The organism is Aestuariivivens sediminicola, from assembly GCF_022662015.1.
In the GTDB taxonomy this organism is placed as follows: domain Bacteria; phylum Bacteroidota; class Bacteroidia; order Flavobacteriales; family Flavobacteriaceae; genus Aestuariivivens; species Aestuariivivens sediminicola.
In genome coordinates this window covers 174,367-190,194 of sequence record NZ_JAKMCM010000002.1, presented here as the reverse complement: position 1 = coordinate 190,194, position 15,828 = coordinate 174,367, and the positions used below count along the sequence as shown (strand labels likewise).

The window sequence follows — 15,828 nt, the reverse complement described above, 5'->3', positions numbered from 1 at the left end:
TGTTGAATTCATTTAAATCCTATCTGGGATGTAAAAAAGCCTCTACCTCAGCGCGTTCTATTTTTGGATTCGCTCCCTCACTACGTGCTACCAGTGCTCCGACCGCACAGGCAAAGTCTAAAGCCTTCTGGGGCTTTACGTCGTTTAACAACTCACTGGTCAATGCACCCAAAAAAGAATCGCCGGCCCCAACGGTATCCTTGACCTGTACCAGAAAGCCGCTGTTATAGTACAAGGTGTTGTTGTATAATAAAACGGCTCCATGAGCCCCTTTGGTTACACATATTTGATCTGTTTTTGTTTTTTCGGCGATGAACCACAGATTTTGCTCCAGGGAATTGAATTTTGATCCGAGGGCATGGCTAACTTCATAAAGCTCATCATCATTGAATTTAATAAAATCGGCACGACGCATCAGATGGTCTAATACCTCCAGAGTATAATAAGGTGGTCTGAGATTTAAATCGAAAATTTTAAATTTAGCACTATCCAATAAACTGTAAAGGGTTTGTCGAGAGGTATTGTCTCGGGCAACTAAACTTCCAAAGACAAAGGCATCTGCCTTTTCAACCTGAGCCCGAATATCCTGGGTGAACTGAATTTTATCCCATGCCCGCGGGAACATGATGTCATAGGAAGCCGATCCCTTGGCATTCAGCGTGACATTCACCATACCCGTTTTATAATCATCTGTTACCTGAACACCATTCACATTTATGTCCTGGGCCTTTAAATAAGCCAATAGCTCCTCACCTAAATGATCACGGCCGATGGCACTGATCATTGCGACCTGATTACCAAATGACGTCAAGCGGTTCGCCACGTTCAATGGTGCTCCTCCTATTTTTTTGCGGGTTGAAAAAACATCGAAGAGAACTTCTCCAAAACAAACTATATTTACCATGTTCTAAAGTTAAAACAAACTACCAACATAGCAAATGGGGTTTAAATTCTTAATTCGAAATTTAAAATGTCATGGTCTCGACGGATCCTGAATCCGTGAAGGTTATGATGAAGTCGAAATTTTTCAGGTCGGCCTGTAATCGGGCAAAATCATCATGGAACGACCACTTCAAGTCCAGCTTATCTTCAGTGGAACTCTCAATATGCAGTGACCCATTAAAGGCTTTGGATGTGTTTCTCAATCGCATCATATGAAGCTGACTTTGGACAACCTCCTCCTTAAGGGCCTTTCTAATGGCATCCATACTGAGATTGGTCCTGTTAATTTCCTTATGCCCTCCACTTCCTGCTTTATCGGCTGCAGCGTAATCATTCTTCCCTGCAAATAGATCCAAATACCAAATCTGTGGAATCCCCGGCATAAACAATTGAATTGCCCTGGCCAGCACTAATTTTTTAGGAACCTCACCCAACGCACTGAAAAAGGTTGCGTTAATCTGGTAATAGGACAGTTTTTTACCCGATGCACTGTAGAGGTTTTTAATTCGTCCTCCGCGCTCCAGGATGACCTGCATGATATGCTCAATTTCCGTTTCACTGAGCAGTCCTTCCCGATATTCGCCCGCCAGGTCTTTTCCCTTGAGATCCAACACCGGGATGCCGTCATGGCAACCTAACATGTTTACGGTTTTATAACCCTTCGAAACAAGTTCTCTTACCCATTTCAACAGGGCGGTATTCGAGGCCGTCTCCAGGGTATGGATCATTAAACCCGGTAAAAAGAAATCGTATATCTGGTAGCCTTTGGAGGCCACCTCATCATGCAAATGCAATCCGTACTCGGCATGTATTTCCGGCAAAACCATCAATTCATTGTTACTCGCTATCTGTTTGATGCGTTCCAGGTATTGCCATGTACCCGGCGTATTGAAAAAATTAGATTGCCCAATTTCCTTGTGTAAATAGGCAAAGGCATCCAAACGCAGAATTCTGCAACCAAATCCTTTTAATTTTTCAAGCGTTTCTTCATAAAAATCCCAAACCAATGAAGATCGGGCATTTACATCCATTTGACCTAAATAGCTCCTGTTCTGATGGACGATAGCAAGGACCTGTTCTTTATAAACCTCAAGACCATTGAAATTAACCGCATTTAGATCCTCACCGCTATCAATTGCCGAATTAACCCTATTGCAAATTAATTCGGCTTGATCTGAAGTTAATCCCTCAACTTTTTGTAAGTCATTGATAGCTATGTTATGATATTCTATCTTTTGATAGAAGGTATTCCAATAGGGTTGTTCAGAACCATCAGGAAGCCCTACCTTCAAAATTGGCAGACCCGATTTCCTCATGAACAATTTGTCCAAATATTTGGCCTCGGGAATGATGATGCCATTTGCATCCATTTCCCCATGTCCCTGCCAGAAGGTATTCCAGTTGATAAAAAAGTCTTTGTATGGTGATTGCTCTCCATTTTTCAATACATCCTGAAATTGTGGTGAGGCCACTGAGAGATGATTCAAGACGATATCGAATTTCAACTTTATATTCAGCGCATTTAAGGCTTTCAGATCCTCCTCAGACACCAGATCTTCATTAATATTGTAATCAATTATTGAAAACCCCCTGTCCAAATCGCTATTAAAGAATGTCGGTAATATATAGAACAAAGAAAATACATCCTTAAATTCAGGCAACTCTAGGAGGGCAACTGTATCACCCAAATTTTCCCCAATGCTGTCGGGATATGCATTCAGCATGACACCATTTAAAACGCTACTCGAATCCTGATTCATGGTTTACAGTTAAAGGTCTATAAAAGTTCTGATAATACATCGATGTTATCCGGAAGCCTGCCAACATTTTGGAGTTTTAAAGCCGCAAGTTTTAAGGCGATGTCCAGACACTCTTCAATTGGTTTTTCTTTAATGTAGGCAAACAAGAACCCGGACCAAAAGGCATCTCCTGCTCCGGTGGCATCCATGACTTTTTCAATTCGCTTTGCAGGCAGCTGGATGATCTCGCTTCCATGTTGGGACAATTTAACACCACTACTTCCCAGTGTTAAGCAAACGGTTTCAACACCGTTGTCATGAAAAAATTGGAAGATCTCCTCATGAGGCAGTTTCTTCTCAAAAAAACGGAGCATGTCATCCTCGCTAATTTTAACCAAGGGGTTAAATTTACAGTAGGCTTTGATGACATTTAACGCATCTTCCTGGTTTTTCCATAACTTTTTGGCGTAATTGACATCGATACTCAATTTGCATCCCATCTCATAGGCTTCCTCTGCCTTTTTCAAAATTGTAGATTGGGCCGGTTCCCGACTCAAGGCAAAACAGGTGGTATGAAAAATTTTTGTCTTTTTAAGTATTTCCGTCGTTATCTGATCTTCATAAATGCAGCGATCAGCCTTACGAAAAGGGATAAAATCCGGTGTGCCATCCGTTCGAGATACAAATATGACACTCGTTGGTTTATCGCTAATTTTTTTGATGTAATCTGTTATGACACCCACTTCGGAAAGCCGTTGAAAAATATATTCACCCAATCCGTCATCGCCTACTGTAGACACTAAAACCGGTTTTAAACCCAATCGTGCCATGTTCATGGCAACATTTGCCGGTGATCCTCCCAAATATCTATGATAATCACGGGTATGGTTTATTTGAACACCCTGTTGATGCCCAATAAAGTCTATTAAGACTTCTCCAACACTTATTATGTCGATCGTATTTAAAATAATAAATCTATTTTTTAAGGAAATCGTGGTGATCTTGAGCTAAGTTACAATTCCAATCCGTTCTTTTTCCTTTATCGTTTTAAAAAGCTTTTTTTAATTCCCGAAATCGATTTCGAGCTATGTATGATTCCACAAAAACCAGGAATTCCAGGGGTTTTCATTATTTAATATTCTACCATTTTATATTGAATTTCCAACGATCTATACTCTAAGACCTATTCAATTTTTCATATCTCAGTTTCACAAAGGAAACGATAAGCGCCAATACCGTGAGTCCCAATAAGGTTAAAAAACTTTTTACAAGACTGAAGGCATTGGAAATAAATCCAAGCACAATGGGCCCCAACAAAAATCCCAGGAAGCCCATGCCCGATACAAATGAAATGGCAGCAGAAGCCGAGATGCCCTTTGCTTTTCCAGCCATTCTGAATAGTTCCGGAATAATAACTGACAAACCGGATCCAATAATTCCAAAACCAATTACGGCTACTGCAAGTTCCTTATATAAAATTAAAAGATACCCTGCACAGGCCAGAAAACAACCCATAAGAATCGTTTTTACTGATCCTATTCTAGCACTTATGCCATCACCAAAAAACCGTCCAATGGTCATGGCCACTGAAAAGAAAATAAAGCCCAGACCGGCTAGATTATCGCTTGATACCTTCACCACTTCAACTAAATATAAAGCACTCCAGTGTTCGATAGCCCCTTCACTGCTCATAATCACAAATGCGATGAAGGCGATGACGAATAAGGGTCTGAGTTTATGGATACCTGAACGCCTTTTTTCTTGAGTCGCATCCCTCGTTTCAATGATATTAAAGTAATGCTTCGATAACCATAGATTCAAAAGAATCACTAAAATGGCCATGACCACCATATGATATACAGGTTTCGAAAAAAATACCATTAAAAACGTTCCAATGCTTCCCCCAATAACCCCACCAAGGCTAAAAAAACCATGGGCTGAGGACATCATATTAATGCCCTCCTCTTTTTCGATTTGAGACACCACAGCATTCATAGCCACATCAGTAGATCCTGAAAATATACCAACCAAAAACAGGGATGCACACAACAGAGTATAATTGACAGCCCACAGCGGACCTGTAAACGCCACTGCGAAGAGAACAATCCCCAAAAGCGTATACTTGCCTAAACCTACCTTTTTTGTCAGGTACGGCACCAAGGGTAAAAACAACAAAATACCTAATGCCAGACAAAATAGAGCAATGCCAATTTGAGCATCGTTCAGGCCTAACTTATCCTTTACATAAGGAATATACAGGACCCAGGTTCCAATCATAATATTCAGAGAACAAAACACCCAGGCAATGGAAAAATAACGAAGGTCTGACAAGATAAGTTTTAAAGAACCCATGTGTGATCTAAAAAATTGAATCCGGGTTGACCAGGTTATTTAAGTTTTGAATATGTTCTCGGTCCAGCAGTGAAACTCCATATTGGTAAGACGCATTCATCCAACCGAAGCCTCCCTTAGGATAATATTCGAATTCTGTGCCCACATTTCCATATTCCGAATAGACCTTGAGTGTCGCCTCGACAACGTCATATTTCTCCGGAATGGTTCCATTATAATCTACTGCATTCCTTGTGATCATATACAGCCAACGGTATATAAGTTCCTGTGCTTCCCGGTTAAAGCCATAATCAATCAATCCTTTCCATATCATCATCTGGTGCGGGGCCCAACCATTTGGATAATCCCATTGCCTATGGGGCCTGGAGGCATTGATTTCACCCCTGCTTTCTTCTGTACTACCTGCTATACCTCCTTTTTCCTTTAATAGCGGTAACGCCTGATTCACAAGACTTCTAGCTTGTTCCTGGCTTGCCAGGCCAGCCCACAAGGGTGTAAAAGTAGTAGCCGAGACAAAATTGGATTGTTGTTTTAAAACATGATTGTAGTCCAGGTATAGGCCCTTTTCCTCATTCCAACAGTAGGTATTCATCAGGACCTTGCGCGCTTCAGCCTTTTCTAACCAATACCTGCCGGTATAGGTGTTGGTCTTATACTTAAATGTATCTCCAAAATGGTCCTGAATGAGCTCGGCAAAGTCGATCTCGTATTTATATAATAATACATTGAGTTCGACAAGATTGAGATCGGCACAGTTACCCTCTATTCTGTAGGAAGTGTCATGACCAGATTCCCTTACTGTTCTGTCATGCAAAAAATAAGCATCTAAGTCTTTGTTCTCAATTTCATTGTTCTGATACCTGGCAACATAGTCCTCGATTGAACAATTGAGCTGCTCAGCATAGGGCTTTAATATGGCATCATAATGGCCTTCTTCAGCCTCCGGTGTCATTCCTATGCCTTCGGCCAGATACCTGTTCAGACCGTTTTCAGTGAGACGCTTCCCATGAACCATCCAAACTGTTTCGTATTCCTTAATAGCTGTTTCAAGATGACTTCTTAACCATTCAACATCCTTTGTAACCGCAAAAACCTCTCGAATGAGACGCGTATAGAACGGGGGTTGTGTTCTGGTTAAATAATAGGACCGATTGGCGTTCAGAATCTTTCCATAGTGTTCAATTTCATACTGAAAATTATCGGCCATGGCTTTGGCCAGTTCCACCCTGCCATCGCAAATCAAACCGACGGATTCAAAATAACTGTCCCAACCATACATTTCATTAAACCTACCCCCCGGAACAACAAAAGGCACACCCGTAACCGTATGGTTATGACGCTCCAGTTTCAATGACAAAATACCAGGCTTTTTATTGATGGATTTTACATATTGCGGTGTTATTTCTTCGGGCAACCTCCTTGTTACTATAGGATATTTAGCCTCCAGGTTAGTATAATAATCAAAAGCCATGGTATCGTGGTACGGCACATATATCGGCAATTTGTCTGCGGTTAAGGACTCGTTCTTGGTATCCTGAATCAGGTTTTTTATCCCCGACTCATCCATATACCGCGTCAATAGATCCCAATAATAGGATTTGATCATTCTGGAAATCCGATCCACAGGAGGCTCCTCGATTTGAGACAATGGCAGCTCAACAAATTCTTTGTCTTCATCTAGAGCAATGGCCAACTCCTGCAGTACATTGGATACATAATAGGTTCCTTTTACGGTATAGGTCCGACCATCCGTTGCTTGCAGATCAAAGCGTCCGGGTCCCTCATCGTCTATGGTGATTTTTTTATCTCCAAGGGTATCTTCCTGAGCTAGAAGCTCTTCCAGTGTTGTCTTTATATGAAGCTTAAATTTCATGATATGCTAATGGCTTTACGTTTTGACATTCTATCGATAATCAAAACAAAAAGAATGAGCAACGCCATGGGTATCAACAGAAAATAAAAGGCATTGGCCCCTCCAATGTGCTCAAACAATTCGCCGACAATACGTGAGCCTAAAGTTCCTCCTAAGGCTGAAAAAATAATGATCAACCCGGACATCGGTGAGTGCAGATTTTTAGGTAAAGCACTTAAAACGGTTGAATTTAACAACGGATATATGGGAGCAATAAACAAACCAATTAACGGTAAAACGAAGCCTAATACAGGGACCTCGGCAATACTTTCAATTTGTGCCAGATTGTTCACATCCACCTTTAACTGGGGTAACACATATAACAGAATACCTCCTGAAATGATGATACAAACGATGACCAGAAAAACCCATGACATTCTTTTGGTTAAGTAGCCGGCAACAAACCGCCCTAAGGCTAATGACATGGCAAAAATAATGGCCATTCTTACACTCAATTTTTCTGAAAACAAAAATATCTTTTCATTGAATCGCGGCAACCAGGTCATGATCCCCTGTTCGATCATGACGAACAGAAAGGCTGAAATAATAAAAACCAACACCAAAGGCACCACTATTAATTTACCCGACATGATCAAATCCTCCTTCAGGCTGGAGCCAATGGCCTCCACCTCGTATTCAATTTTCGAGAACAACAGGAATAAAAATGAGATGACTATTAACCCGCACAACAGATAATACACATTGAGCCATGAGTCCTTGTTTTCAGAATAAAATAAAGGGAATAGGATATAGGCCAGTGCAATTCCGACCATAAAAAAGCCCTCAATTGAACTCATTAATGATGAATGCTCCTTTTTGGAATCGGTTACAATTCCAATTAAAGAATACACGGATAGTTTAATTAAGGCAAAACTGACCCCTATGGACAAAAACAGGATTTTAGTATAAACGAAAGAGTTTCCATAGATCATTAACAGGCACCCAAAAAAAACAATGGCCAAACCGCATAGCATGCTCTTTTTGTAACCAAATCTCGGTAGAAAGGAAGCCACAATAAAAGAAACAATGGCAATGGGTAAGTCTTTGAACGCTTCTAAAATAGAGGCTTGTGATTCGCTTACATGATATACGTTTATTGATTTTGCAATAACAATCCCCACACTGTTTAACAAGATGGCAAAGACGAAATAATTAACAAATATTGAGATTTTAATACTGGTATTTTTCATGATTTCCGGATATTATTTTAATGTCCACCACCCCCTGCAAAGATGGCAGGATCGTCATCATCAGATTTTGGTTGTTTAATACGCAGGGCTAAAACCCCCGCAATGATAAAAAATACACCCCCAAATAAAATGGCGTTCACAGCACTGTCATCCAAAAGGTTTTTCACAATGAATCCGAAGGTTAAGGTTTGGATGCCCATAGGTATAACGATCATCATGTTTAGTATTCCCATATAAACACCACGCCTTTCATGTGTCACCACTTTCGATACCATGGAATAGGGTATTCCCATCATGGCCGCCCAACCAATACCGAATAATACCATGGGAAGCACGACTAAAAGCGGATCGTGAATATGTGGAATGCTGAGCATTGCAATTCCCGTCAGGAACAGACTGAACACATATACTTTTTTACCGCCAAATTTCATGGCCAGGGGCACCAATGCCATAGCAAAAATAACCGTAGAGATATTGTATGTTGTATTCATCTTCGCAGCCTGACTCAAGGCCTCAGATGCATCAAAGTTCATACTTTCCCTGAACATGGGTGCAATGAATTGCCAATACACAAACAGGGCATACCATTGGAATAAATACACTGCAGACAGTTTCCACATGAGTTTTGGCATATCCTTGATCGCTTCAACTATTTCCTTGAAAGGTGTTTTAATTCGATCTATCAAGGGCATGGCATTGTGCTTCTTAATCTCCTCATATTCCTCTTCCGAAGGTGGAATTTCCGGTGTTTTTAGAACAGACCATAGGATCGTTGAAACGGAAAGCAGCGCTCCTAAAAAGAATGAATAATACAACCATTTTGGAATGCTCTGTGTTGTTTGAACAACTTCCTCGGTTCCACCAAACCAATCCTGAAAAAGAAAAATAGAGGCATTCGCCAATACAATACCAGCACCGACAAAAAGACTTTGCATCTGGTATCCAAAACTCACTTGCTTGTCCGGCAGTTTATCACCCACAAAGGCGCGATAAGGCTCCATGGCCATATTGTTACCAACATCCAGGATCCATAACAAACCCACTGCAAACCAAAGCGACGGGCTAAAGGGAAATGCAAACAAACACAAACTCCCTATGATAGCACCAATTAAGAAGAAGGGTTTACGCCTTCCCCATTTTGGTGACCAGGTTTTATCTGAAATCGCCCCGATTATGGGCTGAATAATTAAACCCGTAACCGGACCGGCTAAATTTAAAATGGGTAACTCATCATGATGTGCCCCCAGGAATGAAAAAATGGGATTCACTGCGGTTTGTTGCAGTCCGAAACTGAATTGAATTCCCAGGAATCCGACGTTCATGTTAAAGATTTGCCAGAAGGACAGGGTTGGTTTGGTTAGTTTCATCTGTTTAATTTTTAATGTTTACTTCGGTTGGACTTTCCTAACCGTTGGCAGTTACAGTACACCAAGAGTCATCCAGTGAGGTATGCCTATCCAATATGGTGCATTTCATACCATCAATTTGTTGGTCTCTTTTCTTATAAGCGTCACCGAAATTTCTATTTTCGCTCCACAATGCTTATTGCAAATCCGCCTCCCGGAGCCATATTTATTGTTACATCAGACGCTTTTGTAAGCTCCATCTTTTCAATGTCATAATCTTGGGGGTTGTTATCCCAATGGGCATCCGCTCCATCCCTATAAAGTGTAGCATCATAGGTTTTTCCCTCCTCAAGAAAATTAAAAGACACCGATTGTTCTCTTTCATTTTCATCTGTTATGCCTCCAACAAACCAATCTCCTGTATTGCGCTCTTGTCTTGCAATAACTACGAAATCACCAACCTCACCATCTAAAACTTTTGTTTGCTGCCAATCCACACCCACATCCGAGATGAATTGAAATGCAGGATGAATCTTTCCGTCAAGCATATAATGTTCCGGTAGATCACAGGCCATTTGAATCGGACTGTAAATGACCACGTACAAGGCCAACTGATGTGCCAGAGTCGTGTTCACCTGATTGCTTTCTTTGTATTCATTGAATTTTATATTGAAAACACCCGGAGTAAAATCGATCGGTCCCGACAGCATCCGGGTAAAGGCTACAGTGGGTAAATGACTCGGTGGATTTCCCCCATCCGTGGCCCAGGCGTTGAACTCTTGTCCGCGAAGGCCTTCCCGAGCAATCGCATTGGGATAGGTTCTTCGCTTTCCAGTAGCCTTAATGGGTTCATGTGCATTCACGGCAATCTTCTTTTTAGCCGTCTCAACCAAGACCTTATGGTAATGATTGACCATCCATTGGCCGTGGTGGTATTCTCCTCTTGGAATTATTTTACCAACATATCCGGTTTTCACCGAGTTAATGCCATTCGATTTCATAAAATCATAGGCCTGGTCCATCTGTTTTTCATAAGTGAGCGGCGCTGCTGATGTTTCGTGGTGCATGATGATTTCAACGTTCTTTGATTTGGCATAATCTCTTACATCATCAAAGTCGTAATCGGCATAAGGCGTCATGAAATCAAAAACACCCTCACGGTCATTACTGATCCATTTATCCCATCCCGTATTCCATCCTTCAACCAGCAGACCTCTTATCCCATATGCTGACGCAAAGTCAATGTATTTTTTTGCATTCTCCGTCGTAGCTCCATGTCGAGTCCCACCTTCTTTACCTTCCATCCAGGTGCTCATATCCTGACTGCCCTCCATATCCCAGGTAGATTTTCCAATATGCATTTCCCACCATATGCCAACATATTTCATTGGAGTAAAATAATCGACAGCTCCAATTTCGTTGGGATCGTTAAGGTTAAGTGCGAGCTTGGACTCTATGAGATCGCCGGCCCTTTCCGCTATTTGGATGGTTCGCCAGGGGGTGTTAAACGGTACCGTTAATTTGGCTTTGGCTCCCAATCGTTCAGAACCGACCAATTCACTTACCATATCTAAATTTGAATGGTCCACTTTTAAGGTCATGCCCGAATAATTGGTTAGATCAGCTTCATGGAAACTTAAATAGAGGCCCTCGTCAGTTTTCATTGTTACCGGCGTATTTACGGCATTTTCTGGTATATATGTCGCACTTAAATTAGGATGGTTCTGCTTGGTAATCGCATCAATTTCAGAAAATTTGGTTTCATTATAGACGTGTTCATAGATGTCCCAGTCTCCGGGAATCCACCACACCTTATGGTCTCCGTTTAGATTAAACTGCGTGTTTTCATCTGTTATTAAAACCTCATTAAGATTAGGTTGTTCCGGAAATTCATAGCGAAAGCCCAAGCCATCGTCATAGACTTTAAAATGTATGCTTAAACGTCGTTTTGCTTCAGATTGCTCCTCTAAATTTACAATGAGTTCGTTGTAATTGTTTCTCACGCTAAGCTGTTCACCCCAGGGCATATCCCATGATTCATCAAAGGTACCGGTAGCCGTATTCACTATTTTAAAATTATCTTTTAACGACGGTAGGTCCTTAAAATCGAAACTCATAAAGGAGGTATCAATAACCGTCTGGTCTTTATAATTTACCCTATAGTAAGGTTGCCCCGAGTTGGACAGAGCGAGGTCTACGACAATGTGACCATCCGGGGAACTAACACTGTAGTCCGTTTGCGTTTCACGACATCCCGTAATCGCGAGTGCCACACATAATAAAAAAGTGATCTGTAATGTTGCTATTTTCATAGTATTGGTGTTTTTTAATGATTTATAGAAATGATAACAGCTTGATACGGCTTTAAATTCACCGTATTTGCCTTGGTTACCAAGTCCTCATAATTGTTAATTAGAATTTCGCCAGTGTTTTCAATTAATGGTAAGGTCACCTCCGATTCATGGTCTGTAAAGTTTAAAAGGACCAGGACCTTTTGATCGTCAAGGGTCCGTGTAAAACTGTATACCTCTTCATTATCCTCATCCAACAGCGTATAGGCACCATACACTAACACCTCATTATCCTTGCGAAGTTTAACCATCCTTTTAAAATGGTTCAATACACTGTTCGGGTCTTTTTCCTGAGCGGCAACATTGATGGAGGTATAATTGTCATTTACCCGTTTCCAAGGTATTCCAGTGGTAAATCCGGCATTTTTTGAATCATCCCACTGCATTGGGGTACGAGCATTTTCACGAGAATTATAATTGAGCATTTTCATGAACTCTTCCATGTCTTCACCTCTGGCTTTGGCCATGCCATATTCACCGATTGCCGATACATCGACATATTCTTCAATGCTAGGCATGTCGATATTGGTCATGCCCAATTCGTCACCATAATAAGTATATGGTGTTCCTCTCATACTGAGCAAAAACGTATTGAGCATTTGTGTCGATACCCTTCTGAATTCCGGGCTGGGATTACCAAATCTATTCACCAATCTTGAGTTATCGTGGTTGGATAGGAATATGGCTAACCACCCTTCTTCGGCAAATTCCCTATCCCATTTGGTAAATACTTCCTTAAACTCTGATAAGGTATAGCCTTCAAGAGTTCTCGAGAGGCCAACATAATCGAAATGATAGGCCGTCTGCAGTTCATTTCGATCCGCATCAACTAAGTCGTGCGCGTCCTGAAACGTACTTCCCGCTCCTTCGGCAACGGCAAACACATTGTAAGGCTCAATAACTTCCTTATACATTTCCTTTAAGTAGTCGTGCAAGTGTGGCCCCATACCGTACCACTTGGCAAAATCCTTTTCATGGCCCTTGGGAAATTGAGGGAATGTCGTATCCTTACTTACAAATTGAAAGGCATCCATTCGAAACCCATTCACCCCTTTTTCAGCCCAGAATTTCATGATATCGTATACCTCCTGACGTACTTTTGGGTTTTCCCAGTTTAAATCGGGCTGTTCCTCTGCAAAGGTGTGTAAGTAATACGAATTATTCGATTCAACGTAATCCCAGCCCCCCTCAGGATCGAAAAGACTATGCCGATGTGGCGGCTTTCCTTTTTCAGCAGGCCACCAATGATAGTAATTGTAGTATTTGTTATCCCTTGAACTGCAGGCCTGCTTAAACCACTCATGCTCATTACTACTGTGGTTTACCACCACATCGAGAACAAACTTGATGCCACGGGCTTGCATACCATCCATCATTTCCTGAAAATCCTCCATAGTTCCATATCGCGGATGTATGGCTTTGTAGTTGCTCACATCATAACCGTTATCCACCAGAGGGGATTCAAAAAAAGGATTCATCCATACCATAGTGATGCCCAAACGCTCCAGATAATCCAGTTTTTCAATAACACCCCTAAAATCGCCAAATCCGTCACCGTCTGTATCATTGAAACTCTGAGGGTAAATCTGATAGAGCACGCCTTCCTTCCACCACTTTTTAAACGTATCGTTCCTGGCTATCTCTGATGTTACATCAGTTTGATCCTGAGTCTTTTTTTGCTTTGTACAACTCATAATTATCATAATAATTAGTAATGTCGGAAGTATTGATTTCATAAATAATGTGTTTGAATTGGCATGTATATTTCGGCTTCCCATTCGAGCTCGTCTCCACCATTGTGAGGATCGTTATAAAATATCTCTGTAGGTAATTTATGGATGTCTATATGATTCCTCTCGGCATAATCGATAAGGTTAAACCAGGCACAATCGGAAATTCTGTAATTGCCATTGAATTTGATCCTAAGGGCTGACTTTTCATCCGTTTTCTTAAATTTGATGTCCTCATATTCCTTATATGTCCGGTTGCTATCCACTGGAAAACAAAAATTGAATTTTAAATAACCCTCCTTTTCATTCCATTGTGTGACCTCCAAAAAAGGAGGTCCGACAATTTCAATGTTATTATCCTGCAAATACCCCAATATATAAGCATTATTAGCCATCATTTGATTCGCCTTTTCTTCTATTTTGGATTCCAAACTGATATAGGCACAGAACTGTTCAGGTATTTTTGCAAATTCTATATGGCCTGAATAGTATCGCTCATGCAGGTCATTCAGGTCCCTTTGAATCCGCTTAACGGTCTTCAGACTCCGGTTGACAAAATCAGTTTTCACAAAGGGCACCATCAATCTTTGCATCAATCCATTTTTTCTATCCGACCAATACGCATTTACCTGACATACTGAATCTGAAATCCTCTTTATTTTCCATCTGATGTCGAAAATTGAATCATTAAGGATGAATTCCTGTTTTAATTCTGAAAATGGTATTTTATCAAAGGTTTTTACGATATCCTTATTCACTGTTTGCCAATTGTTCCATCCCATAAGGCTTTGGTAAATTATCCCAGATGCCTGGGTTGTTTTAAAGCTTATTCTGTAGTCATAAGGTTTAAAAAAGACATACCACAAAGCCGCTATGGTCAAAACCGCAATACCTCCTATTTTCAAATACCTCAACATCCTAATTAAATATTGACAAACCGTAATTTATCGTTAACCAATTTTCCAACCTGCTTTCCCTGACCGATGCCTTCCTCTACGGCAGCCCTGTAATGAATCCCCCCATACATCCTGCTAATTGCCGCCTCTTGAGCCGCCTGATTAAAAGATTGGTAGGTTCTAATCGGTAGACCATATCTTAATTCACTGTCGTCTAAAAAGTAAAAATCATCACCAAATATATCGGTGAGCACTGTTGCCGCCGCTCCGGAAACAACGGAGTGTCCGCTCGTATATTCCGGAAATGGGGGTGTCTGCAAGGTCGGTTTCCACTCATCATCAAAATATTTATTTATCAGGGTCTCCGGTCTTACGAGATTACTTCTGTATTTTTCATCCCAACAGCTAATAAATGCATCAGCAATAGCTATAGCCGTCTTTGTATGTGCGTAAACGGTCTTATCGAAATCGGCATTACTGCTTTCGCTAGCTATTTTTGTAATTAAAATCCAATGGGCACCCGGTGTGATTTTTTTAGTGGCAAACATGAAGTGCCCCCTATTCACGGATACATAAGGATTGCAATCCCAAAATTTAGCAATCTGTACCTCCTCTGCCTCATCGCCTACTTCAACCATCGTATTGGTGATATCATATACCTCCTTAAGTTCTTTGTAAAACCTCGAGTTTTCATCCATGGAGAACTCAGGCGGAGGAACAGGTTTGAACTGGGATGCCGAATCGAGTACGAAGGGACGAATTTTATTCCAGTTTGGTTCAAGGCCATCCATGTAGGCAGGCGGTGTTGGTTGCCAACGACTTTCATCATCTGTTGCCACCCGGAACTTCGGCATTGTTCTTGTCTGAAGATAATTATCCTTATTCATCCATTCCACAATAAAATCGACCACCTGATCTGCATAAACTTTTGAGTCTTCAAATTGTTTTGAGTTTTTGTCCTGCCAGACCATATAGAGACTATCCTGATACACCTGTAGCGGCTCTTCGGAAAAAATAAGGCGCTTGCTCATATCCAAATAAGCCATGAGAGCGGCTAACCTGTAATTCAAATTTTCGGGTTTTTGAATCTCCGGCAGTTTTCCGAAATGTTGAATTTGTCCACTCAGGGAACTATACGCACTGTTGTTCTCCGCAATAATCTCGTAAGCAGCAATATCCGGATAGGCAAAAACGCGACTGGCCACGGGAGGTGAAAAAATATCATGTACCATGATGTCAATAATTTCATCCAGGACATCATGAAAATCACTTGTGGTAATATCGATTTGTTCTTCTTTTTTAGAACATGAAACCGAAAGCATTAAAGTTGCTAATAAAATAAAAAGTGTATGTCGCTTCATCATCATAAA

Annotated in this window: 11 protein-coding genes; all 11 read right to left on the bottom strand. The window is 41.0% G+C overall.

The window, feature by feature from the left end:
• Positions 1–19 precede the first annotated feature (19 nt).
• Entirely contained in the window at positions 20–904 is an 885-nt protein-coding gene (locus MR041_RS05740; RefSeq protein WP_242092645.1) for a carbohydrate kinase family protein, read from the bottom strand.
• Positions 905–965: 61 nt separating this feature from the next.
• A complete protein-coding gene (locus MR041_RS05735; RefSeq protein WP_242092644.1) occupies positions 966–2,702 on the bottom strand; it encodes an alpha-amylase family glycosyl hydrolase in 1,737 nt (578 codons plus the stop codon).
• A gap of 17 nt (positions 2,703–2,719) precedes the next feature.
• Positions 2,720–3,649: a carbohydrate kinase family protein gene (locus MR041_RS05730; protein ID WP_242092988.1), complete on the bottom strand. Its 930-nt coding sequence runs from the start codon at positions 3,647–3,649 to the stop codon at positions 2,720–2,722.
• A 208-nt stretch (positions 3,650–3,857) separates the two neighbouring features.
• On the bottom strand, positions 3,858–5,033 hold the full coding sequence (locus MR041_RS05725) for an MFS transporter (protein ID WP_242092643.1): 1,176 nt from the start codon (positions 5,031–5,033) through the stop codon (positions 3,858–3,860).
• A gap of 7 nt (positions 5,034–5,040) precedes the next feature.
• Positions 5,041–6,906 (bottom strand): trehalase family glycosidase, encoded by a 1,866-nt coding sequence (locus MR041_RS05720; protein WP_242092642.1) that lies wholly within the window; start codon positions 6,904–6,906, stop codon positions 5,041–5,043.
• Positions 6,903–8,135, bottom strand: coding sequence for an MFS transporter (locus MR041_RS05715; RefSeq protein WP_242092641.1), 1,233 nt, complete (start codon positions 8,133–8,135; stop codon positions 6,903–6,905). The genes MR041_RS05720 and MR041_RS05715 overlap by 4 nt, the downstream gene beginning before the upstream one ends.
• Before the next feature lie 17 nt (positions 8,136–8,152).
• A complete protein-coding gene (locus MR041_RS05710) occupies positions 8,153–9,502 on the bottom strand; it encodes an MFS transporter (RefSeq protein ID WP_242092640.1) in 1,350 nt (449 codons plus the stop codon).
• Between the two features lie 155 nt (positions 9,503–9,657).
• Positions 9,658–11,793 carry a glycoside hydrolase family 97 protein gene (locus MR041_RS05705; protein ID WP_242092639.1) on the bottom strand — a complete coding sequence of 712 codons (2,136 nt, stop codon included), beginning with the start codon at positions 11,791–11,793 and terminating at the stop codon, positions 9,658–9,660.
• A 14-nt stretch (positions 11,794–11,807) separates the two neighbouring features.
• The gene (locus MR041_RS05700; RefSeq protein WP_242092638.1) at positions 11,808–13,568 is read right to left on the bottom strand and encodes a glycoside hydrolase family 13 protein; all 1,761 of its coding nucleotides are present in this window, start codon (positions 13,566–13,568) and stop codon (positions 11,808–11,810) included.
• Positions 13,565–14,479, bottom strand: coding sequence for a GyrI-like domain-containing protein (locus tag MR041_RS05695; protein ID WP_242092637.1), 915 nt, complete (start codon positions 14,477–14,479; stop codon positions 13,565–13,567). The genes MR041_RS05700 and MR041_RS05695 overlap by 4 nt, the downstream gene beginning before the upstream one ends.
• Before the next feature lie 5 nt (positions 14,480–14,484).
• The gene (locus MR041_RS05690; RefSeq protein WP_422613567.1) at positions 14,485–15,819 is read right to left on the bottom strand and encodes a vanadium-dependent haloperoxidase; all 1,335 of its coding nucleotides are present in this window, start codon (positions 15,817–15,819) and stop codon (positions 14,485–14,487) included.
• Positions 15,820–15,828: the final 9 nt, after the last annotated feature.

Bases quoted from the DNA above. Each gene is read 5' to 3' on its own strand.
- MR041_RS05710 (WP_242092640.1), bottom strand. From the start codon at position 9,502: ATGAAACTAACCAAACCAACCCTGTCCTTCTGGCAAATCTTTAACATG.
- MR041_RS05715 (WP_242092641.1), bottom strand. From the start codon at position 8,135: ATGAAAAATACCAGTATTAAAATCTCAATATTTGTTAATTATTTCGTC.
- MR041_RS05700 (WP_242092638.1), bottom strand. From the start codon at position 13,568: ATGAAATCAATACTTCCGACATTACTAATTATTATGATAATTATGAGT.
- MR041_RS05705 (WP_242092639.1), bottom strand. From the start codon at position 11,793: ATGAAAATAGCAACATTACAGATCACTTTTTTATTATGTGTGGCACTC.
- MR041_RS05735 (WP_242092644.1), bottom strand. From the start codon at position 2,702: ATGAATCAGGATTCGAGTAGCGTTTTAAATGGTGTCATGCTGAATGCA.
- MR041_RS05740 (WP_242092645.1), bottom strand. From the start codon at position 904: ATGGTAAATATAGTTTGTTTTGGAGAAGTTCTCTTCGATGTTTTTTCA.
- MR041_RS05725 (WP_242092643.1), bottom strand. From the start codon at position 5,033: ATGGGTTCTTTAAAACTTATCTTGTCAGACCTTCGTTATTTTTCCATT.
- MR041_RS05720 (WP_242092642.1), bottom strand. From the start codon at position 6,906: ATGAAATTTAAGCTTCATATAAAGACAACACTGGAAGAGCTTCTAGCT.
- MR041_RS05690 (WP_422613567.1), bottom strand. From the start codon at position 15,819: ATGAAGCGACATACACTTTTTATTTTATTAGCAACTTTAATGCTTTCG.
- MR041_RS05695 (WP_242092637.1), bottom strand. From the start codon at position 14,479: ATGTTGAGGTATTTGAAAATAGGAGGTATTGCGGTTTTGACCATAGCG.